Source organism: Rhizobium sp. Root149, assembly GCF_001427345.1.
Taxonomy (GTDB): Bacteria; Pseudomonadota; Alphaproteobacteria; order Rhizobiales; family Rhizobiaceae; genus Neorhizobium; species Neorhizobium rhizoryzae.
Genome location: NZ_LMGD01000012.1, coordinates 863,989 through 886,377 on the forward strand (window position 1 = coordinate 863,989; position 22,389 = coordinate 886,377).

General features: G+C 57.7%; 19 protein-coding genes. 7 read left to right on the forward strand and 12 right to left on the reverse strand.

The window, feature by feature from the left end; translation table 11 throughout:
- Positions 1 to 21: 21 nt before the first annotated feature.
- A complete protein-coding gene (locus ASD54_RS11070; protein ID WP_062554605.1) occupies positions 22 to 1,245 on the reverse strand; it encodes an LL-diaminopimelate aminotransferase in 1,224 nt (407 codons plus the stop codon).
- Positions 1,246 to 1,345: 100 nt separating this feature from the next.
- Positions 1,346 to 1,744: an SHOCT domain-containing protein gene (locus ASD54_RS11075; RefSeq protein WP_062554606.1), complete on the reverse strand. Its 399-nt coding sequence runs from the start codon at positions 1,742 to 1,744 to the stop codon at positions 1,346 to 1,348.
- Between the two features lie 139 nt (positions 1,745 to 1,883).
- Between ASD54_RS11075 and phaC the strand changes: the two genes are divergently transcribed.
- The 4 genes from phaC to radC are packed head-to-tail and all read left to right on the forward strand — an operon-like array spanning position 1,884 to position 6,161.
- The gene (gene phaC / locus ASD54_RS11080) at positions 1,884 to 3,725 is read left to right on the forward strand and encodes a class I poly(R)-hydroxyalkanoic acid synthase (RefSeq protein ID WP_062554607.1); all 1,842 of its coding nucleotides are present in this window, start codon (positions 1,884 to 1,886) and stop codon (positions 3,723 to 3,725) included.
- An 11-nt stretch (positions 3,726 to 3,736) separates the two neighbouring features.
- Positions 3,737 to 4,453, forward strand: a complete 717-nt coding sequence (gene sfsA, locus ASD54_RS11085; RefSeq protein ID WP_062554608.1) for a DNA/RNA nuclease SfsA — start codon at positions 3,737 to 3,739, stop codon at positions 4,451 to 4,453.
- A 30-nt stretch (positions 4,454 to 4,483) separates the two neighbouring features.
- Positions 4,484 to 5,317, forward strand: coding sequence for a type I methionyl aminopeptidase (map, locus tag ASD54_RS11090; protein WP_062554609.1), 834 nt, complete (start codon positions 4,484 to 4,486; stop codon positions 5,315 to 5,317).
- A 10-nt stretch (positions 5,318 to 5,327) separates the two neighbouring features.
- Positions 5,328 to 6,161 (forward strand): DNA repair protein RadC, encoded by an 834-nt coding sequence (gene radC, locus ASD54_RS11095; RefSeq protein WP_062554610.1) that lies wholly within the window; start codon positions 5,328 to 5,330, stop codon positions 6,159 to 6,161.
- A 9-nt stretch (positions 6,162 to 6,170) separates the two neighbouring features.
- On the opposite strand, the gene ASD54_RS11100 is transcribed toward radC, so the two are convergent.
- From ASD54_RS11100 to ASD54_RS11130, 7 genes are all read right to left on the reverse strand, one after another.
- Positions 6,171 to 7,979: an ABC transporter ATP-binding protein gene (locus ASD54_RS11100; protein ID WP_062554611.1), complete on the reverse strand. Its 1,809-nt coding sequence runs from the start codon at positions 7,977 to 7,979 to the stop codon at positions 6,171 to 6,173.
- Positions 7,976 to 8,734, reverse strand: a complete 759-nt coding sequence (locus ASD54_RS11105) for a DUF1028 domain-containing protein (RefSeq protein ID WP_062554612.1) — start codon at positions 8,732 to 8,734, stop codon at positions 7,976 to 7,978. The genes ASD54_RS11100 and ASD54_RS11105 overlap by 4 nt, the downstream gene beginning before the upstream one ends.
- Before the next feature lie 2 nt (positions 8,735 to 8,736).
- Positions 8,737 to 10,524: a gamma-glutamyltransferase family protein gene (locus ASD54_RS11110; protein ID WP_062554613.1), complete on the reverse strand. Its 1,788-nt coding sequence runs from the start codon at positions 10,522 to 10,524 to the stop codon at positions 8,737 to 8,739.
- Between the two features lie 18 nt (positions 10,525 to 10,542).
- Complete coding sequence (locus ASD54_RS11115) at positions 10,543 to 11,412, reverse strand: ABC transporter permease (protein ID WP_062554614.1); 870 nt, start codon at positions 11,410 to 11,412, stop codon at positions 10,543 to 10,545.
- Positions 11,409 to 12,356 carry an ABC transporter permease gene (locus ASD54_RS11120; protein ID WP_062554615.1) on the reverse strand — a complete coding sequence of 316 codons (948 nt, stop codon included), beginning with the start codon at positions 12,354 to 12,356 and terminating at the stop codon, positions 11,409 to 11,411. The genes ASD54_RS11115 and ASD54_RS11120 overlap by 4 nt, the downstream gene beginning before the upstream one ends.
- 97 nt (positions 12,357 to 12,453) lie before the next feature.
- Positions 12,454 to 13,965: an ABC transporter substrate-binding protein gene (locus ASD54_RS11125; protein ID WP_062554813.1), complete on the reverse strand. Its 1,512-nt coding sequence runs from the start codon at positions 13,963 to 13,965 to the stop codon at positions 12,454 to 12,456.
- Positions 13,966 to 14,036: 71 nt separating this feature from the next.
- Positions 14,037 to 14,768 carry a FadR/GntR family transcriptional regulator gene (locus ASD54_RS11130; protein ID WP_062554616.1) on the reverse strand — a complete coding sequence of 244 codons (732 nt, stop codon included), beginning with the start codon at positions 14,766 to 14,768 and terminating at the stop codon, positions 14,037 to 14,039.
- 236 nt (positions 14,769 to 15,004) lie between these two features.
- Between ASD54_RS11130 and sthA the strand changes: the two genes are divergently transcribed.
- Complete coding sequence (gene sthA / locus ASD54_RS11135) at positions 15,005 to 16,501, forward strand: Si-specific NAD(P)(+) transhydrogenase (RefSeq protein WP_062554617.1); 1,497 nt, start codon at positions 15,005 to 15,007, stop codon at positions 16,499 to 16,501.
- A 59-nt stretch (positions 16,502 to 16,560) separates the two neighbouring features.
- Here sthA and rpsD read toward each other — a convergent pair whose 3' ends face one another.
- On the reverse strand, positions 16,561 to 17,178 hold the full coding sequence (gene rpsD, locus ASD54_RS11140; RefSeq protein WP_062554618.1) for a 30S ribosomal protein S4: 618 nt from the start codon (positions 17,176 to 17,178) through the stop codon (positions 16,561 to 16,563).
- A 425-nt stretch (positions 17,179 to 17,603) separates the two neighbouring features.
- Between rpsD and ASD54_RS11145 the strand changes: the two genes are divergently transcribed.
- Together ASD54_RS11145 and pepT are read left to right on the forward strand one after the other, a co-directional pair.
- Entirely contained in the window at positions 17,604 to 18,593 is a 990-nt protein-coding gene (locus ASD54_RS11145; RefSeq protein ID WP_062554619.1) for a TerC family protein, read from the forward strand.
- A 127-nt stretch (positions 18,594 to 18,720) separates the two neighbouring features.
- Complete coding sequence (pepT, locus tag ASD54_RS11150; RefSeq protein ID WP_062554814.1) at positions 18,721 to 19,965, forward strand: peptidase T; 1,245 nt, start codon at positions 18,721 to 18,723, stop codon at positions 19,963 to 19,965.
- 33 nt (positions 19,966 to 19,998) lie between these two features.
- Here the strand turns inward: pepT and ASD54_RS11155 are convergent, their stop codons facing one another.
- Positions 19,999 to 21,525 (reverse strand): ATP-binding protein, encoded by a 1,527-nt coding sequence (locus ASD54_RS11155; RefSeq protein WP_062554620.1) that lies wholly within the window; start codon positions 21,523 to 21,525, stop codon positions 19,999 to 20,001.
- A 129-nt stretch (positions 21,526 to 21,654) separates the two neighbouring features.
- Positions 21,655 to 22,290 carry a LysE family translocator gene (locus ASD54_RS11160; protein ID WP_062554621.1) on the reverse strand — a complete coding sequence of 212 codons (636 nt, stop codon included), beginning with the start codon at positions 22,288 to 22,290 and terminating at the stop codon, positions 21,655 to 21,657.
- Positions 22,291 to 22,389 lie beyond the last annotated feature (99 nt).

Genomic DNA, 22,389 nt, shown 5'->3' on the forward strand with positions numbered 1-22,389 from the left:
CGCCCAGTTCTGTGATTAAAATCAACGGTGCGCGTTCAGCGAAATGACATTGTGCAATGTCTCATCCGCGGTTCCGAGGAACCGCTTGATGTTGCGGGCAGCCTGGCGAATGCGATGTTCGTTTTCGACAAGAGCGATACGGACATATTCGTCACCATGCTCGCCGAAGCCGATGCCCGGAGCAACTGCGACGTCGGCCTTCTCGATCAACAGTTTCGAGAACTCAAGGGAGCCAAGATGACGGAACTTTTCCGGCACCGGCACCCAGGCAAACATGGATGCCGCCGGTGGCGGCACATCCCAGCCAGCACGTCCGAAGCTTTCGACCATCACGTCGCGCCGACGCTTGTAGGTCTGACGAACCTCGTCAATGTGCTGATCGAGATCCGGGTCGTTCAACGCAGCCGTCGCCGCAACCTGGATCGGGGTGAATGCACCGTAATCAAGATAGGACTTTACGCGCGTCAGGGCGGAAATCAGACGATCATTGCCGACGGCAAAGCCCATGCGCCAACCGGCCATGGAGAAGGTCTTGGACATGGACGTAAATTCGACTGCGACATCCATCGCACCCGGAACCTGCAGGACCGAAGGCGTTGGCTTCCCATCGAAATAAATTTCAGAGTAGGCCAGATCGGACAGGACGAACACACCATGCTTCTTCGCGAAGGCGACGACATCCTTGTAGAAGTCGAGTTCGACCACGGTCGCGGTCGGGTTCGACGGATAGCAAAGAATCATCGCTATCGGCTTCGGAATCGAGTGGGCAACCGCACGCTCAAGCGCACGGAAGAATTCTTCATTCGGTTCAACCGGGATAGAGCGGATCACGCCGCCGACCATCAGGAAGCCGAATGCATGGATCGGATAAGATGGGTTCGGGCACAGTACGACATCACCAGGGGCCGTGATGGCCTGCGCCATGTTGGCAAAGCCTTCCTTGGAACCGAGAGTCGCAACCACCTGCGTATCGGGGTTCAGCTTTACGCCGAAACGGCGAGCGTAATAGGCAGCCTGCGCGCGACGCAGACCGGGGATGCCCTTTGAAGAAGAGTAGCCGTGCGTGTCTGGTCTTTGAACGGTTTCAATCAGCTTGTCGACGATGAACTGGTTCGTCGGCAAATCGGGATTGCCCATGCCGAGGTCAACGATATCCGCGCCCGCCGCTCGCGCGCTCGCCTTCAAACGGTTTACCTGTTCGAAAACGTAGGGCGGCAGTCTGCGGACTTTATGGAACTCTTCCATAGCGAACCTCGTCAAGGCGTTAAAAACAGCGCCGCGACGCAAGGCAGTTTGCATCCCGGCAGCAAGATGCTTTGATGCGAAAAACGCCCAAAGGCAAGCTTTAATTGGTGGCCGGCGCCGTTGCGCTCGAGGTCTGATCTTCTGAAAGCTTGCGCAACGCATTGACCCGGCGCTGATATTCCGCTTCGGATATCGCGCCGCGTGCCTTGGCCTTGGCCAACGAACTCAATTGTGTTTCGGCAGAAGTGTACTGCTGATCATCGATCTGGGTGTTGGCGGCCGTCAAAGGTTTGCCGAAGGTTGGATAGGTGCCGGTCGACTTCAGGGTCAGCGACGCAGGCCGCGGCGCGTTCTGGGGGCCAACGACGACAGCAGGAGGTGAGGTGTTGGGGATACCATCGTCCAGCGCAAAACTATTGCAACCGGCAAGGCCCATGGGAATCGCCACGACGCAAACCAGCATCGATAGATGACGAACCAAACCCGCCTGTACAACCATTTCTGCAACCCTGTCTTTCACCTTTGGCTAAGCCCATCCGGGCCGCAATCGCTGGAACTTGTATTCGTTTTCGGGCACAATGTAAAAACCAAAAAGCAGGCTGGAACCCTGATGGGTTCACAAGGGGAGCGAGGACACGATGGGGAGCGACGGCCATTATAGCCGTGCGGGGGGAGAATCCGCCGCGTTCGATGCGAAGGCGATGGAGGCCTATCTCGTCAAGGACCCGCAGGCCATGGCGCTGAATCTCGCGCGCGCGGTCGAAAATTTCGGCAAGGCGGCGACAGAATGGATCGGTCCGCGCGAACGCGGCGAGGTGATCGACCCGATCGATCCGGTCGCCGAAATGGTCAAGACCCTGTCGAAAGTCATGGAATACTGGATGTCCGAGCCTCAGCGCACGCTCGATGCGCAGTCCCTCCTGCTGTCATCCTATATGGGCATCTGGATGAACACGCTGCAGCGCATTGCGACGGGCGAGGCAGCGGCAGACCCGGACGACCTGCCGAAAGACAAGCGATTTTCCGACGAAGACTGGCGCAAGAATCCGTTCTTCTCGCTCATGCGACAGATCTATCAAGTCACCGCGACCTGGGCTGAAAAGCTTGTGGAGAACGCTGACGGACTGGATGAACACACCCAGAAGAAGGCGCTTTTTTACGTCAAACAACTGACCGCCGCGATCTCTCCCGCCAACTTTGCCCTGACCAATCCGGAGGTGTTTCGCCAGACCGTTGCCAGCAACGGTGCGAACCTCGTCCAAGGCATGCGGATTCTCGCGGAAGATGTGGCAGCAGGCCGTGGTGAACTGCGCTTGCGCCAGACGGATCAAAGCAAATTCCGGCTTGGCGAGAATGTGGCCATCACGCCCGGCAAGGTCGTCGCACGCAGCGAGATCTGCGAGATCATCCAATATCAAGCATCGACGGAAACCGTTCTGAAGCGGCCACTGCTGATCGTACCGCCGTGGATCAACAAGTTTTACATCCTCGACCTTGGCGCGGAGAAGAGCTTCATCAAGTGGTGCGTCGATCAGGGCCATACGGTTTTCGTCGTATCGTGGGTGAACCCGGAAGAACGTCACGCTCGACTTGCCTGGGAAGATTATATCCGCGATGGCATCGATTTCGGGCTCAAGACGATTGAGGATGCGACCGGCGAGAAGGAAGTAAATGCGATCGGCTATTGCGTCGGTGGGACCCTGCTTGCCGCCGCGCTGGCGCAACATGCCAAGGCCCGGAACAGGCGCATTCGTTCGGTCACGTTCTTCACGACACAGGTGGATTTCACCCATGCCGGAGAGTTGAAGGTCTTCGTGGATAACGAGCAGATCGAAGCACTCGAACAGCAGATGAACACGACCGGTTATCTCGCCGGGTCGAAGATGGCGGCTGCCTTCAACATGCTGCGCGCTTCGGAATTGATCTGGCCCTATGTCGTTTCAAACTACCTGAAGGGGCAGGAGCCGACAGCTTTCGACCTTTTGTACTGGAACTCAGATTCAACGCGCATGACGGCTGCCAACCACGCCTTCTATTTGCGGAACTGCTATCTGGAGAACAGGTTGAGCAAGGGCGAAATGGCACTTGGCGGCAAGAAGATTACGCTCGGAGACGTCAAAATCCCGGTCTATAGCCTCGCCGCGAAGGAAGATCACATTGCACCGGCCCGTTCCGTTTTTCTGGGATGCCAGTTCTTCGGCGGCGACGTGACGTTCGTGCTGAGCGGCTCAGGCCATATTGCAGGTGTCGTCAACCCGCCGGCCAAGCACAAGTACCAGTACTGGACGAATGGACCGGTGGAAGGTTCGCTGGATCACTGGATGAAGACGGCCACGGAGTCGGCTGGATCCTGGTGGCCGCACTGGCAGCAATGGATCGAGAAGCAGAGCGACAAGCGCGTGCCCGCCCGAATTCCTGGCGGAAGCAAGCTTCAACCCTTGTGCGATGCGCCCGGCACCTATGTGAGAGTGCGGAGCTAGCTCATTAGCACATGAAGTTTTCAACGCCTCTCGTCCCGGCGCGGTTGATCCGCCGCTACAAACGTTTTCTATTCGATGCGGATTTAGCCGATGGTGAGGTGATTACAGGCTCCTGCCCTAATACCGGCTCCATGCGCGGACTGACGACGCCCGGTTCGGAAATCTGGTTGTCTCTGCACGACAGCCCTACCCGCAAATACCGCCACATGCTGGAGCTGGTGCGCGCGGATGGCACACTTGTTGGCATCAACACGGCAATGCCGAACCGGATCGCAGAAGAAGCGGTACTTGGCGGGTTGTTCCCGGAACTGTCCGCCACGGCAGTCCTCAAGCGGGAGCAGCGTTACGGCATCAATTCCCGCATCGACCTTTTGCTGCGGGAAGAAGGCAAGCCGGACGCCTATATCGAGGTCAAGAATGTGCATTTCATGCGCAAACCTGGACTTGCTGAATTTCCCGATTCGGTCACGGAACGCGGGGCCAAGCACCTCAATGAGCTGGTATCCGTCGTCCACTCCGGACATCGCGGGGTCATGCTTTACGTCATCCAAAGGAGCGATTGCGCGAGCCTCAGAATTTGCGACGATCTGGACCCGAAGTATGGGGCTGCATTCCGTGAGGCGCGGCGTCACGGAGTCGAAGCCTATGCAGTGAGTTGCGCGATTTCCCCTCAAGGAATTTTTGCCGAAAGGTTGATCCCGATAGACGAAAGCGAGCAGCCTGATTAAAACCGGTGCGAGCGAGACGAAAGTGAATCCATGGTTACCTATATCGACGCAGCATCAGCGCCAAAGAAGAACACGGGCGCAATTCGGATGTATGACACCGCAACGGACTTCGACGGCATGCGCAAGGCTTGTCAACTGACAGCGCGATGCCTTGATGAACTGGCATCAATTGTGAAGCCTGGCGTCACGACGAACGAAATCGACCGCTTCGTCTTCGAGTTCGGAGCAGATCATGGCGCCCTGCCCGCAACGCTGAATTATCGCGGTTACAAATACTCCGTCTGTACATCGATCAATCACGTCGTCTGCCATGGCATGCCGGAAGACAAGCCACTGCGCGAGGGCGATATCGTCAACATCGACGTGACCTACATCGTGGATGGCTGGCATGGCGATTCCAGCCGCATGTATCCGGTCGGTCAGGTGAAGCGCGCAGCCGAGCGCCTGATGGAAGTGACCTACGAATGCCTGATGCGCGGCATTTCCGTCGTCAGGCCAGGCGTGCGAACCGGAGCGATCGGCGAAGCGATCCAGACATTCGCCGAGGCGGAACGGTGCTCGGTCGTTCGCGATTTCTGTGGCCACGGGGTGGGTCGCCTGTTTCACGACAGCCCGAACATCCTTCATTATGGTCGCGCGGACGAAGGTCCGGAACTGCGCGAAGGCATGATTTTCACCATTGAGCCCATGATCAACCTGGGCAAGCCGCATGTGAAGGTTCTTTCCGACGGCTGGACAGCGGTGACACGCGATCGCTCACTGTCTGCACAATACGAACACGCAGTTGGCGTCACTGCGACAGGCTGCGAAATCTTTACCCTCTCGCCTGGCGGGTTGGATCGTCCAGGGCTGCCGCCTCTGTGAAAGGGAATCGATGACGCAATCCTCCGTGCCTCCATCCACGCAACAGGGTTTCCCGGAAACCGAAGAGGAAGCGAACGATCTGTTCGTGGATGAGCGAAGCTTCTTCGCGGAACAGGCACCAAAGGCAGCCGGTCTGAAACGCTCTGCCCCATTTGGCAAGGAAGATGATAAGTCGGCTCACTATCATGGCCATAGAGAACGGCTGCGGGCCAGATATCGGGAGAATGGCGATACCGCACTTGCCGATTACGAGATCCTTGAACTGCTGCTGTTCCGGTTGATACCACGACGGGACACCAAGCCGATTGCCAAGTCGCTGATTGACCGCTTCGGCAATCTGGCTGGGGTGTTTGGCGCATCAGTCCAGCTTCTTCAAGAGGTTAAGGGTGTGGGCGAAGCGGTTGCGCTGGATCTGAAGCTCATCGCCTCTGTGGGTCAGCGGATCCTGAAAAGCGAGTTGCGCGACAAGCAGGTGCTGGGTTCCTGGTCCTCCGTTATTGATTACTGCCATGCCGCGATGGCCTACGAATCACGAGAGCAGTTCCGCATACTGTTCCTCGACAAGCGCAACACATTGATAGCCGACGAAATACAGGGACGAGGCACGGTGGACCACACGCCCGTCTACCCTCGCGAAGTGGTGCGTCGGGCGCTGGAACTGTCGGCCACGGCCATCATCCTTGTCCACAATCACCCCTCAGGCGATCCGACACCTTCACGGGCCGATATCGACATGACCAACACAATCATCCAGACGGCAAAGCCGCTGGGGATCACCGTGCATGATCACATTATCATCGGCAAGGACGGCCATGTGAGCTTCAAGGGCCTGCGCCTGATCTGACCGCCCTCGTCACGCCACCTGAACGATGTGGCCCGCGGACACTTCGCGATATTCCCGTCTGGGCGGCTGATAGCCCATAGGTCGTACCGGACTCTTCAATTCGTCCTCCATCAGACCGCGCCGAATACCACGCCTCGAAGGATCCGGCACGGGAACCGCTGACATAAGTTTGCGCGTGTACGGATGCTGCGGATTTTCAAAGACGGCAGCGCGTGGGCCGATCTCAACGATTTCGCCGAGATACATGACGGCGACCCGGTGGCTGACCCGTTCGACGACGGCCATATCGTGGCTGATGAACAGGAAGGCGAGGTCAAGTTGCTCCTGCAGATCCAGAAGCAGGTTGCAGACCTGCGCCTTGATCGAGACGTCCAGAGCAGAAACGGACTCGTCTGCAACGATCACCTTCGGATCGAGTGAAAGGGCACGGGCGATGGCAATTCGCTGACGCTGTCCGCCAGAGAATTCATGGGGATAACGGTTCATCATGGACGCTGAAAGGCCTACTCGCTCGAGAAGATCTGCCGTCTTCTGCTTCGCCTGAGCCGCATTACCCATCCCATGCTTGAGAAATGGCTCAGCGATCGCCTGACCAACCGACATGCGCGGATTGAGGCTTGAGAACGGATCCTGAAAGATCATCTGGATGCTTTTGCGCATGCGCTGTAATTGCGACGAGCCAAGCTCCCGTACATTCTGACCGTCCAGTTGAATGTCACCGGAGGTTGGTTCTATCAACCGCATAACCGAGCGTCCTGTGGTCGACTTGCCACAGCCAGATTCACCGACAAGCGCCAAGGTCTCACCCTGCTTCAAGTCGAAGGAAACATTCTCGACAGCATGGATCGAGCCGGTTTGGCGACTGAACAGGCCTGAGCGGACCGGAAAGCGGGTTACGAGGTTCTCGACCTTCAGGATCGGAGCATCCCGTTCGAGCATCGTCCTGCTTGGCTGCGGCTCAGTCGTGATACCGGTGACCGTATCAACAATCGGGAACCGTAGCGGCACCGCCTGCCCTTCCATCGAACCTAGTCTCGGCACCGCAGAAAGAAGAGCGCGGGTATAGGGATGCTGCCCCCGATGAAAGATCTGCTCGGTCGCGCCGCTTTCCACCGCATCGCCGCGGAACATCACAACGGTGCGGTCAGCAATCTCAGCAACCACACCCATATCGTGCGTGATGAAGAGAACAGACATGCCCTCTTCCTCCTGCAGCGTCTTGATGAGGTCCAGGATCTGCCCCTGTATCGTGACATCAAGTGCCGTCGTTGGTTCATCGGCGATGAGCAGTTTCGGCCGTGAGGCCAATGCCATGGCAATCATCACTCGCTGACGCATACCACCGGAAAACTGGTGCGGGTACTCGTCGAAGCGGGAAGCGGCATTCGGAATGCGCACCTTTTCCAGCATGCGGATGGTCTCGGCACGGGCGTCAGTGGCTGACATTCCCTTGTGGCGCGTCAGCACCTCCGAGATCTGCCGTCCGATCGTGAAGATCGGGTTCAGCGATGTCATCGGCTCCTGAAAGATCATGGAGACTTCATTGCCACGGACTGCTCGCATCTCTTTTTCGGACAGGCTCAACAGATCCCGTCCGTTGAGCATCACCTGACCTTCAATGCGGCTCGCGTCCTTTGCCAGAAGCCGCATGATAGAGAGCGATGTGACGCTCTTGCCCGAACCGGATTCGCCGACGATAGCCAGTGTCTCGCCGGGCCTGATATCAAAGGACACATTCCGAACGACAGGCTTCCACTCGCCATCGACACGAAATGCAGTTGTCAGGTTGCGAACCGAAAGAATGGGTTCTGCGGTCATTTGGGCATCCACGGTGTAGAAAAGGATGCAGATGCGCGGCCAGCAGCGGCGCGTTCTGCTTCAAGGGCGGCGATCTTCTGGTCGATGACGGTACGATCAATCATCCCATGCGGGTTGCTGCGCGTCGGCATCGTCTCCGCCACATGGATGTATCGTTCCTGCGCGACAGCATAAAGCCTGCGCAATTCGGTAAGGGGGTCGCCATGATCATCGGCGCGAATGTTCAACCAGGCATAATCCTGATCGCGGTAGATGACGAGAGCAGCGGATTGCTTGCCACGCTTGTCGCCGCCTGCCGCCTCGCCCGCTTCCATCGCGGCAAGCAGCCTTTCCGCGAAGGGCAAATTCGAACTTTCCTGGTAAGCTCGCAGCGTCTCTTCGATGACTTGAGGGCCTACCAGCATGTTTCCAGCCACAGAGACATTGTTCTCAACTAGATGGCCTGCCCAATCTATGCATTTGGAACCGGTGAACGCTGCGTTCCGGCCCGATGCGTCGATCAGGTGCATCTGGCGCTGCTCTGCGCCGTCATCGCGCTCCGTCACGAGCCGAATGATCTCATCGGGAGACTTGCCCTCGCCCAGCATTTTCAGGCCGTCGGTGCCGTAAAGCGGGCTGACGAAGGCCTGCGTTGCCACAGCGCCAATGCCGCCCCGAATGTAGGGCACGGCGCAACCAACGGCGAAGAATCGGCTGGCAACAGCGATGCCCAGATGTCCGGTCTCAGGATCCCTTGCAACGATAGAATAGGTCATGGTCAACGCCCCACAGCATAAGCTTGCATCAATCGCGGTGTCGCTGCCGCTCGCAGCAGGCCATCCGCGTCACGGCGCGCAGCCGTCAAACGACCGACCGTCCAGTTCTCGGCCACAGTCACCTGATGGCCGCGACGGCGAAGCTCAGCAATCGTCGCCTCCCCGAAGCCTGCTTCCACCATGATGTGCCCCGGCTCCGATGTTCGCGGATAGAACGAGCCCGGAAAATGGGTCGTATGGAACAGCGGCGCATCGATTGCGGCCTGAAGGTTTTTGCCGTGATGCGCGTAACGCAGGAAGAAGGGCAATTGCCACTGATCCTGCTGGTCGCCACCCGGGGTTCCGAAGGCGAGCGTCGGCTTGCCCTGATAGAGCGCGAGTGAGGGCGTCAATGTGGTGCGGGGGCGCTTGCCGGGCGCCAGCGATGTCGGCAGGCCATCTTTCAGCCAGAACATCTGTGCGCGCGAGTTCAGCGGGAAGCCGAGGCCGGGCACGACCGGCGAAGATTGCAGCCATCCACCGGAAGGCGTGGTCGAGACCATGTTGCCCCAGCGATCAATGACATCGATATGGACGGTATCGCCCTTCTTCTCAGACAAATGCGCCATGGTCGGCTCGTAAACTGCGCCCTTGCCGGAAAATTCCGCCAGCATGGCCATCGTCGCGTCGCGCTGGTTCTCGTAGCCGGGAACAAGACCGGGCCTCAGTTCCATGGAAGCCGTGTCAGAAATGAGCTTACGTCGCTCAGTGTTATAGCTTTCTGACAGAAGAAACTCGGTCGGTATCTGGCCGAATTCCGGATCGCCGTAATAGACTTCGCGATCGGCGTAAGCGAGCTTCATCGCTTCCACCACGTAGTGCACGAAGTCTGGACCGGTTGGGTCCATCGACTGAAGATCAAATCCCTTCAGCAAGGCAAGGGACTGGAGCAAGACTGGCCCCTGCCCCCATGCGGGCGTCTTGGCAACGGTCCAATCATTATAGTCGAAGGTCTGCGGCGCTTCGATCGTTGCCGAATATCCCGCCATATCGTCAGCTGTCAGCACCGCCTTATGGCGCTGGCCGCTCGCATCCATCACCTCTGCCGTCTGCAGGTAGCGGTCGATCGATTCGGCCACGAACCCGCGATAGAAGGCATCACGCGCGGCCTGAACCTTGTCCTCGCGGCTACCGGCGGCAGCCTCGGATTCCGAAATGATGCGCTTCCAGGTTTCGGCGAGAACCGGATTGCGGAAGTTGGAATGCGGCTCCGGTGCAGATCCACCCGGCAGCCAGGTCTCGAACGAGGTTGGCCATTCCTTCGCAAAGAAATCCGCCAATCCCTTGATGGTTGCCGAAACACGCGGCAGCACGGGATGCCCATGTTCTGCGTAATAGATCGCAGGCTCGAGCACCTCGCGAACGGACATGCTGCCATAATCGCGCAGCATGAGCATCCAGCCATCGAACGCGCCTGGAATGACGGTTGCCAGCAGGCCATCGCCTGGAATGAGTTTCAAACCTTCAGCGGTGTAGTGTTCAATCGTGGCAGCGGCAGGTGCGGGCCCTTGCGCACAAATCACTTCAACCTTGTCGGTCTTCTTCGAATAAATGATCGCCGGCATATCGCCGCCCGGACCACAGAGATGCGGCTCTACCACCTGAAGCACGAAGGCGGTGGCAACGGCTGCGTCGAATGCGTTTCCGCCCTTTTCCAGAATGCTCATGCCGACGGCGGAAGCAATCCAGTGGGTCGAGGTCACGACACCGAAAGTGCCGAGAATTTCAGGACGCGTCGTGAAGTCACTCATCAACAATGCCTTTCAGACTTAATTTTCGCGGGGGTCCAGCGCATCGCGCAGACCATCACCCAGGAGATTGAAACCGATGACGACGAGGAAGATTGCGATGCCCGGCCACATGGCCATCCAAGGGGCTTGTGTCAGGAAGTTCTTCGCAACGTTCAGCATGGAGCCCCAGCTGGCGGCAGGTGGCTGCTGGCCAAGCCCGAGGAAGGAGAGCGAGGCTTCGGCAATGATCGCCGTCGCGACCGTCAGGGTGGCCTGCACGATGATCGGTGCTGTGACATTCGGCAAAATGTAACGCAGCATGATATCGAGATGGCCGAGGCCCACTGACCGTGCGCCCTCGACGAAATCTTCCTGCTTCACAGCTAGTACCTGGCCACGCGTCAGTCGGACGAAGATCGGCATTGCGCTCAGGCCAATGGCGATCATTGCATTGGTAAGGCTTGGGCCGAGGAAGGCTGCAAGCGCAATCGCCATGATGAGAAACGGCATGGCAAGCAAGGCTTCGGTGATGCGCGATATGATGAGATCTACCCAACCGCCGAAATAACCAGCGAGAATTCCGAACGGCACTCCGATTACCACTGCGATGGCGACGGAAAACACCCCGGCCATGAGTGACGCCTGCGCGCCCCAGATCATGCGAGAAAGAATATCACGGCCCAGATCATCCGTGCCAAGCCAATGAGCAGCGGATGGCGCCTTGCGGATGGCCGACCAACTGGTTGCGACGGGATCCGGAATTGGCAAAACCGGTGCCAGGGCAGCCAAAGCCACGAAGAAGATGATGATGATGAAGCCAGCAACGGAGCTGCGGTTGGCCTTCAGCTTACGCCAGGCACGGCTGCTTTCGCGTTTGGCAGGAACAGCGGTCTGCGAGACGGCGCTCATAGCGTTGCCCTCAGTCTTGGATTCAGCAGCACGTAGAGGATGTCAGCGGCGAGATTCATGACGATGAAACCCACAGCCGTGCACATGACGACGCCCTGCACAACAGCGTAGTCCCGGTTGAAGACGGCATCGACAATCAGCTTTCCAAATCCCGGAATAGTGAAAATCTGCTCCGTCAAAACAGCTCCGGCCAGCAGTTCACCGAAAAGCAGTGCGCTCAGCGTGACAACCGGAAGCAAAGCATTGCGGAAGCTATGGGACAGGATCACTTCGCGTGGCGAAAGGCCTTTGGCACGGGCAGTACGAATGTAATCAGACGACAAAACACCTAGCATTGCGGAACGGGTATGGCGCATCAGCGTTGCCGCGAGCCCGGTCCCAAGCACGAAGGATGGCATCAGCATCGTCTGGATCGATCGCACCGGATCCACGAAAATGGATTCGAACCCGGAGGCTGGAAGCCAGCCGAGGTTGACCGAAATCAGCAGGATCAACATGATGCCCAGCCAGAAGTTCGGTACCGATAAGCCGGACAAGGCGACCAGATTGGCGATGTAATCGAGAATCGTATTCTTTTTCACCGCAGCCAATATGCCCATCGGCACGCCGATGATGACGGCGAAGAACATCGACATGATGGCGAGCTGGATCGTGACGGGCAGCTTCTGCCCAATCAGTTCCAGGACCGGCTGGTTGGTGCGCAGCGAAACGCCGAGATCACCCTGGGCAACGCCACCGAGCCAGCGAACATATTGCAGGGGGATCGGGTCGTTGAGGTGATACTTCTCCCGAAGCTGCTCAAGCACCGCTGGATCACGCTCCTCACCGGCCATGGCCATGATGGGATCACCGGGAAGCAGCTTTTGAAGCGAGAAAACGAAAATGGAGATGATCAGCAAGGTCGGGATGGCGACCAGCAGACGCTTTCCAATATAGACGGGCATTTGCACCATCCCTATGGGGCTCGATGGCTGGCCGAAGGCACAACCACGCGGATTGAAAAGTGGCGCCGCAGGCTGAACTCCGCGGCGCCTGCTTACCTCAGCTGCCCTTCTTCAGGCCAACAAGACGAATCATGCCATCCGGCGAGGGGGTGAAACCGGTGACATTCTTCTTCATGGCCCAGATCCAGGACTGGTGACCGAGGTAGATCATTGGCTGCTCGTCGTTCAGGATGACGGCTGCAGCATCATACTTCTGCTTGCGTACCTTCTCGTCGGTCGAGGCACGCGCTTCGTTCAACAACTTGTCGACTTCCGCATTGCAGTACTTCGTGTCGTTAAGGCCACCCTTGCAGGTGACGAACTGGTGGATGTTGCCATCCGGATCGACGCGGCCCGACCAGTCGGAACGGCTGAGCTGGTAGTTGCCCCGCGTCTGTTCATCCAGCAGCGTCGCGAATTCGGTCGACTTCAAGGTCACGTCAAACCCGGCTTCCGCCACCATGGACTGGATGATCTGCATCGTCTGCTGAACGACCGGATTGTTCGGGATCTGGATCTCGACGGGTACACGGTCAAAGCCTGCTTCCTTGATCAAGGCCTTTGCCTTTGCAACGTCGCGCTGCGGAACAGGAACGGCCTTGTTGAACCAGGCACTGCTTGGCGGGAACGGCTGGTTGCCCGCAACGGCCGTGCCTTCGAATACGATCTGCATCAGCGCTTCACGATCCATGGCCAGCGAAAACGCCTGACGCAGGCGCTTGTCCTTGCCCATCGGGTTGTTGGCACGCGCGCCGTTCCCAACGTTCACGTAGATCGACATGTTGCCGATGTTGACGACATCCGCATAGGTGAGCTTGGAATCACCCTTGACGGCAGCCGCATCCGTGGGCGCCAAACGCTCGATGAAATCCAGATCGCCGGACTGTAGATTGGCCAGCCGCACCGTGGAATCCGGAATGGGCGTGTAGGTCACCTTGTCGATGAAGACATTGTCCTTGTTCCAGTAGTCCTTGAACTTCTCCAGAACGATGCGATCCTGCTGCACCCGCTCCACGAATTTGAAAGGTCCGGCGCAGACCGGCTTGGATCCAAAATTGGCGCCCAATTCCTTCGCAGCCTTCGGCGAGACAATCATGCCTGCGCGGTCGGACAACTGCGCCAGGAGCGTCGCATCCGGCTGCTTCAGCGTGAACTTGACTTCGAGCGGACCTGCGGCCTCAACTTTCTCGACAGAAGCAAGCTCGCTCTTGCGGCGCGATTCCGCCATCGTCAGGTTACGTTCAATCGTGGTCACGACGGCCGCCGCATCCAGCGGGGTGTCGTCATGAAACTTCACGCCTTCACGCAGTTTCATGGTCAGCACCTTGCCGCCTTCTGACCATGCCCAGTCGGTTGCCAGCTGCGGAATGATCTTCAGGTCCGGAGAGACGTCAACGAGCTTGTCGCACATGGCAGTATAAACAATACGGCCGACAAAGCTTCGCGACTGTGCCGGGTCGAGCACGTCCGCATCGTCCTGCAAACCTATTTTCAGTTCGACGGCGGCAGCCGGCAGTGCAGTCAAGACGCCGAAGGCCAGAGCCGTAGTCAGGCGCAAGATCTGGTTCATGATCATTCTCCTCTGATCGATTGGTTCAATTGGTTCGGATCTTCCGGCTTGTTGCCGCCGGTTTGAATGTCTCAGGAAGCCTGCTGGCCTATGTCAGCAGGCTCGTGGTCAAGCGAGGTTTCACGGATGAGGCGCTCCTGCAGCATCAACAAATGCTGACGCATCGTTTCTCCCGCGCGCGCCGGATCACGCGCTGCAATCGCTTCGATGATGTCTTCATGCTGCGCATAGGCCATGGTGATTGCTGTGCCTGACCGGGCGCGCTCGCGAATGGTCTGCCAGGCTTCGTCCTGACGAACGTGGTTCATCACGTCGAAAATGGTCAGAAAAAGCTGGTTGCGGGCGCTTTGAGCAATCTGGCGATGCAACGCGCCATCCCAGAGCTCGCGGGCGTCCGCGTCTTCGCTCTCGCGAATCTTTCGAGCCAGCTCACGCATGCGAACCAATTCAGCGGGTTTCGCGCGCATGGCCGCCAGTTGCGCCAGTTGCGGCTCGATCCGCAGGCGAACCTCCATGATTTCCATGAAGTCCGTTCCGGCTACGATGGCATCGACGTTTCCAGACCAGTTGCCAGGCCTTTGACCAACAAATGTACCTGATCCCTGCCTGCGCCAAACCTCGCCTTCCGCCTCCAGAACCTCCAGTGCCCGACGAATTGCCCGTCTTCCGACACCCAGCATTTCCGAAAGGTTGCGTTCGGTTGGCAGCTTCCCATCGGCGGCCACCTTCCCGTCACGCAACAGTTCACGCAGCTTTTCGAGCGCGTAATTTGCATTGTCTGGCGGCGGGATGTTCTGGACCATTGTGTGAACCAATTCTTGGATTGGTTCATTTGTGGTATCATGTCTTTATTGTGTCAAGCTAAAATATGGACAAGTTTGTGCAATGCACATTGTTTGTGCGAAGCCGCTCCGCTCGCGGCTCCCACTGACTTGTCGGAAACCAAGCGCGTCAGGAATTGGTTAGAATTGCAGGTTATATTTGACGTAATACGGATGTTGCGGTGCAATAGAGACCGCAACACGCAACGAGGCTCATCATGTATCAATACGATCTGGTCGTCATCGGTAGTGGACCTGCAGGCAGAAGAGCTGCAATTCAGGCTGCCAAGCTGGAAAAGCGGGTGCTTGTTGTCGAGCAGGGACGGCGCGTCGGTGGCGTGTCGGTGCACACTGGAACGATCCCCTCCAAGACGCTTCGCGAGACGGCGCTGAATTTGACCGGCTGGCGGGAGCGTGGCTTCTACGGGCGCGCCTATCGGGTCAAACAGGAAATCAGCGCGGAAGACTTGCGCCGCCGCCTGCTGATAACGCTCGACCATGAAGTTGAGGTGCTCGAGCATCAGTTTGCCCGGAACAGGGTTCAACAGATGCGTGGACGGGCTCAGTTCGTCGATCCGCACACGCTTGAAATCGCCAAGAGTGATGGCGAGATGCTTCGCGTCACGACGGCATCGGTTCTGCTCGCCGTCGGTACCCGTCCCTACCGCCCTCCCCACATTCCCTTCGATGACGAAGCTGTCCTCGACAGCGACGAACTTTTGGAGATCAAGCGGGTCCCGCGGTCACTGATTGTCGTTGGTGCAGGCGTTATCGGGATCGAATACGCCACCATATTCAGCGCTCTCGATACGCAGGTCACGGTCGTTGAGCCCCGTGAGACAATGCTGGATTTCATCGACAAGGAAATCGTCGAAGACTTTACCTACCAGCTGCGCGACCGCAACATGAAGCTCATTTTCGGCCAAACAGTCGAATCGGTCGAGCGCGAACCGAATGGCGGAAAATGCCGCGTCACACTGAAAAGCGGTCGCAGTCTCCAGGCGGAAATGGTTCTCTTCGCAGCGGGGCGCGTTGGAGCGACGGACACGCTGAACCTGGCCGCAGCTGGGCTGGAGGCCGACAACAGGGGTCGGCTGAAGGTTGATCCCGAAACATTCCAGACTTCCGTTCCGCACATCTATGCGGCGGGTGATGTCGTCGGCTTTCCAAGCCTTGCATCCACCTCGATGGAGCAGGGTCGAATCGCGGCGCGGCACGCGGTTGGCGTACCCGCCAGCGAGCCACCGCAATATTTTCCCTACGGCATTTATGCGGTGCCGGAAATTTCCACCTGCGGGCTTTCCGAAGAAGAAGTTCTTCAGCGCGGCATTCCCTATGAGACCGGCATTGCCCATTTCCGCGAAACCTCTCGCGGTCACATCATGGGCCTCGATACCGGCATGCTGAAGATGATCTTCTCACTGAAGACACGCCGCCTGCTGGGCGTTCACATCGTCGGCGAAGGCGCGACCGAACTGGTTCACATCGGACAGGCCGTTTTGAACCTCAAAGGCACCGTCGAGTACTTTGTCGAGAACACGTTCAATTACCCAACGCTTGCGGAAGCCTACAAGATCGCGGGACTGGATGCCTGGAATCGTATGGGAGAAGGGCCAAAGGAGGCGCCGGTCGCGACAGCGCAGCCGACAGATACCGCCAATACCGTGAGCCCGCAGGACATGCCACTGAAGCCCAAGAAAAAAGCCGCCTCGTAAGGGGCGGCTTCAATTCATCCTGCAAAAAAGGCGGCCCATGGCCGCCTTTTTCGTAGCTATTAGCGCGAATAGAATTCGACGACGAGGTTCGGTTCCATGATCACGGCGTAAGGAACGTCGGACAGAGTCGGAACGCGAACGTAGGTGGCAACCATCTTGTTGTGATCAACTTCGATGTAGTCCGGAACGTCACGCTCTGCGAGCTGAACGGCTTCGAGAACCGTAACCAGCTGCTTGGACTTCTGGCGAACTTCAATAACGTCGCCGGCCTTGCAACGGTAGGAACCGATGTTGACGCGAACGCCGTTGACGGTCACGTGACCATGGTTGACGAACTGACGAGCAGCCCAGATGGTCGGAACGAACTTTGCGCGATAAACGATCGCGTCGAGGCGCGATTCGAGCAGGCCGATCAGGTTTTCACCGGTATCGCCCTTGCGACGGTTGGCTTCGTCGTAGATCGAACGGAACTGCTTCTCGCGAAGGTCACCGTAGTAACCCTTGAGCTTCTGCTTGGCGCGGAGCTGAACACCGAAGTCGGACAGCTTGCCCTTGCGGCGCTGACCGTGCTGGCCAGGACCGTATTCGCGACGGTTAACCGGGGACTTCGGACGACCCCAGATGTTTTCGCCCATACGGCGATCGATTTTGTACTTGGACGACGCGCGCTTGCTCATCGTATTTCCTTCCAACGTAAACAGACCGGTCTGTCGCCAGACCGGACCAGAGGAAACACGCCCTCCTAAGAGCAACATCTTGCGATGGCTCTGACAGGCTTCTCACAGAGCGTCCGGAGACAGCCACGGGACATGTCAATGAAACACCGGGCGTTGCCACCCCGTGTTGGCCCGGTCTTTAGGGGGCTGATGAAGAAATGTCAACCGCTTCCTCCCCTCAGCAACGCACGCGCGATACACAACTATAAATAAAGCATTCACTAAAGTGAAATCGAGGTGATTATTTTTTGATTTTCACTCTTGAAGCTTGGCGAGAGAAAAACCATGTACGTCCACAGCACCGGGCCCCTCTGACGTGTATTGCCGGATCGACCCGTGATGTCGGTGCTAGAGAGTCAACTTGATCCGGCTTCGGATAACCCGTCATGGATTTTCTCTTCATCGATCTATTGGGCAAGCCGCTCTGGATGTGGCTTACCTTCGTTGCAGTCGTCCTCGTTCTACTCGCCCTCGACCTGGGTGTTCTCCACAAGGATAGCCGCGAAATCGGCATCAAGGAAAGCTTCGCGCTTTCTGCTTTTTATATTGCGCTCGGCCTCGCCTTCGGCGGCTGGATCTGGTTCCAGAGCGGCGAGCAGGCAGGCCTTGAATATCTGACCGGATTTGTGGTCGAAAAAAGCCTGGCCATGGATAATATCTTCGTCATAGCGATGATATTTGGCTACTTCTCCATTCCTCGCGCCTATCAGCACCGAGTTCTTCTCTGGGGTATTCTCGGCGTTATCGTACTCCGCGGCGTGATGATTGCCGCCGGTGCGGCCATTGTCGAAAACTACAGCTGGGTTCTCTATCTCTTCGCAGCCTTCCTGATCATCACGGGCATCAAGATGCTTTTGACCGCCGATCAGGAATATGATGTCGCGTCGAACCCGGTCCTGAAGTTCCTGCGCAGGAAGTTGCCGGTGACCGACGGACTGCGCAACGAGAAGTTCCTCGTGCGTGAGACCGACCCTGCTACGGGCAAACTCAAGACCTTCATCACGCCGCTGTTCCTTGCGCTTGTGATGGTTGAACTGGCAGACGTTATCTTCGCGGTCGACTCGATCCCGGCAATTTTCGCGATCACGACTGACCCGTACATTGTCTACACGTCGAACATCTTCGCGATCCTCGGCCTGCGTGCTTTGTACTTCGCACTGTCTGCGCTGATCCACCGGTTTGCCTACCTCAAGTATGCTTTGTCGGTCGTCCTGATCTTCATTGGCTCCAAGATCTTCCTCGCGGATATGCTGGGCCTTGCCAAGATCCCGCCGGTCGTCTCGCTTACAGTCACCATCGGCATCCTGGCCGCCGGTATCCTGGGCTCCCTGTGGGCAACACGGAACACGAAGCCGGAAATCGAAGCAAAGCACTGACATCCGGTGCGCTCAAAACTCCGAACCGCGCCCTCACCGGCGCGGTTTTTGTTTGCAGGTAGCCGATTTTTGAGCACTCATGCGCAAGTGCTTTTTTATCCTGAACATTCGAATCGGATGCCCTGCCATGACTGCCACACACGATACCGTTCTCGATCGCTTCCTGCGTTACGTCGTGATCGATACCCAATCGGACGCAACGTCCAGTTCGCAACCCTCCACGGAGAAGCAGAAGAATCTCGGACGACTGCTGGAGCGAGAACTCAGAGAACTGGGCCTAGATGACGCTCACCTTGATGAGCACGGCAATGTCTATGCAACCATCCCTGCGACGAGCAGCAAAGAGGTGCCCGTTATCTGCTTCTGCTCCCACATGGATACGGCGCCGGATTTTACGGGCACCAACGTCAAGCCCCAGATCGTGCGCAACTATCAGGGTGGAGACATCCGTTTGTTGGGTGACACTTCTCAGGTCATTCAGGTCAGCGAGCATCCGGAACTCAGGAACCAGATTGGCCATGACATCGTGACGACCGATGGCACCACGCTTCTCGGCGCTGACGACAAGGCAGGCATTGCCGAGATCATGACGGCCGCGCAATATTTGCTTCAGCATCCTGAAATCCCTCGCGGAGCCGTCAAGATCCTGTTCACGACCGACGAGGAAATCGGGCGCGGTGCCGACAAGGTGGATCTCAAGAAGCTTGGGGCGAAGTTTGGTTATACGCTGGACGGCTCGACAGTCGGCGAAATCGAGAATGAGACCTTCTCTGCCGACGGTGTGACAATCGAAATCACCGGCGTCGCGATGCATCCCGGCACCGCAAAGAATCGGATGGAAAATGCCATAAAGATCGCCAGCCGCATCGTTGCCAATCTGCCGCAGGATCAGACACCTGAGACCACCGAAGGACGACAGGGCTTCATTCACCCGGTTGGCATTTCCGGCGCCATGGAAAGTGCCCGTATCAGTTTCATCATTCGGGATTTCGAAGAATCTGGTCTGATCGAAAAGGAAGACCTTCTTCGCTCCATTGCAGAGGATGTTCTGAAGTCCTATCCCGGCTCCAGCTTCACATTCACGGTCAAGCAGCAATATCGAAACATGAAGGTCGTTCTCGACCAGTATCCGGATGTGGTTGAAAACCTTGTCGAGGCGACAAATCGTGTCGGTCTGACGCCGAAGCTTGCCAGCATCCGCGGCGGAACAGACGGATCACGCCTTTCGTTTATGGGCCTGCCCTGCCCTAACATTTTCACCGGCGGGCATGCCTATCACTCCCCGCTGGAATGGGTCAGCGTTCAGGACATGGAAACATCGGTGAAAACCATCGTCGAACTGGTCAAGGTCTGGGAAGAGCGCGCAGCCTGATGACTTCTTTGGGAGAGACCTCAGGGGTCTCTCTCACTCCGCGGCGAAGCGATCGACCGCGGCAGGTTCATCATCGGTCGCATCCGCGGCACCGGGCGCGGTCTGAACGTCGAGATCCGGAAAAGCCACGATGCGCTTGCCCGAGAAATCTGCATGAACGACGATCAGATTCTGCTCCTCAAAATAACCGAGAAGCCGCCGCGCACGCCGCGCCGAATGCGTTCCATAGGCCTTTGCAATACGCATGTCGGATGGACAGGGCTCTCCAATCAGCGCAGCCTTGGCCATCAGCAGGAAGACCCCTTGAAGATCGTCTGACACACGAGCTGACAACTCAAGTGCCGTCTGCCAGCCAGGTGTTGCCGCTGTCTCTTCATCGACACCGGCGCGAGAGATGGCAACCCGTCTGCGAAACTCACTCATCGACATGGGCGTACCGGGCAGGCGGCGCATGCGAGCACGCACCAGAAAGTCCTGATAGAGAGCTGAATCGGTGCGATAGGCCGCCTGTGGATCGTCAATGATCTCAGAGAGAACGGCAGCAATCCGCTCCTCACGCTGCTCCGCCGTCAATTCCGGCTGTGCGGGCTTGGCGGGTTCTGCCGGGGCAGGCATGGCCGCCTGAGGCGAACGGGATAGCTCAGCCAGAATATCCGTCGTTGGGCGCGGTGCAGGCGGCGTGCGTCGCACGATAGGACGGGTGAACTCTTCCGGATCGGGCGTGAAGATCAGGTCCTCCACATCCTGCGGCGCATCCGGCAAGGGCATCAACTTCGGGGACGAGGAGCGCGCCGACGTCTCAACGGAGCCGATGACGATTGGCAGCGGTCTGCGGGAAAGTGCGGGACCGAGGGCGACGAAGTTACCGCGCTTGAGGTCTCGGAACATTTCAGCTTGACGCCGGTCCATGCCCAGAAGGTCGGCAGCGCGTGCCATATCGATATCGAGGAAGGTACGCCCCATCAGGAAGTTCGAGGCTTCAGCTGCCACGTTCTTGGCCAGTTTGGCCAAGCGCTGAGTCGCGATAACCCCGGCCAAACCGCGCTTTCGACCGCGACACATCAGGTTCGTCATGGCGCCGAGTGACATCTTTCTGGCATCTTCCGACACATCCCCGCCGACGGACGGCGCGAACATCTGCGCCTCATCCACCACAACGAGAACCGGATACCAGTATTCGCGATCAGCATCGAAGAGGCCGTTGAGAAATGCGCCAGCGGCCCGCATCTGCTCTTCAAGATCCAAGCCTTCCAACGTCAGCACGCAGGACACCCGGTGCTGACGGATACGTGTCGCGATCCCGACAAGCTCAGCTTCGGTCCGTTCGCCATCAACGACGATGTGGCCGTATTTATCGGCGAGAGTGACGAAATCACCTTCTGGATCGATGATGACCTGCTGGACCCATGGAGCTGACTGTTCCAGGAGACGCCGCAACAAATGCGACTTACCGGAACCGGAATTGCCCTGAACAAGCAAACGAGTTGCCAGAAGCTCCTCGATATCGAGCTTGGCCGGCTGTCCGCCGGACAGAGTTCCCATATCGATGCCTACCTGCACGCTACTCACCTCAATCAAATGCTGAAGACTGCGCCGGACTCAAGGCACATCGAAATACCCTTACCAGACAATTCGACTCGCATCCCGCTCAAAGCCCGGAGATCAACAGAGAATTCTCTTTAACAAAACCTAGGTAGCAGCTCGCCGCATGCCAGCCGCCAGAAAACCGGCGCCGATCAACAGAGTTCCGCCAGTCCGGTTGACTGCCCGCTGAACGCGAGGGCTGCGGATCGTGTTTCTGGCGGTTGAGGCCAGCAGCCCATAAAGTCCGGCATTCAGCGTTGCCAAAACCAGGAACGTGACTTCGAAGATCACCATCTGCGCCAGAAACGGCTGATTCACGTCGAGAAATTGCGGGAGGAAGGCCACGAAAAAGATGATACTTTTGGGGTTCAGGGCAGTGACCGTATAGGTGTGCAGAAAAATGCGCATGGGTCTAAGACCTGCTTCTGCCTCGGCATTATCGATTTCGGCTGTCTGCACCGGCGCACGCCAGAGCTTGATTCCCAGAAAGATAAGGTAAGCGGCACCAACCCATTTCAAGACGGAAAAAAGGCTTGCATAGGTTGTCAGAAGCGCACCAAGGCCCAGCATAGATGCTGTCATGGCTGTGAAATCGCCTAGGGCCACGCCTGCAACTGTCGCTCCAGCAACCTTACGGCCATGGGTCAGCGAGTACGAAATCACCAGCAAGATTGTCGGGCCGGGAATGGCCAGAACCACCGCAGCGGTTGCGACGAAAGCCAGCCAGTTTTCCAAAGACATGACACCACCTCCAACTGCAGGAATCAGGCTGCAGGAGACCAGTATCCATGTCCAGAGCAATGAGGGATACGACTAAAAATGGGGAGCAGATTTTCGCTT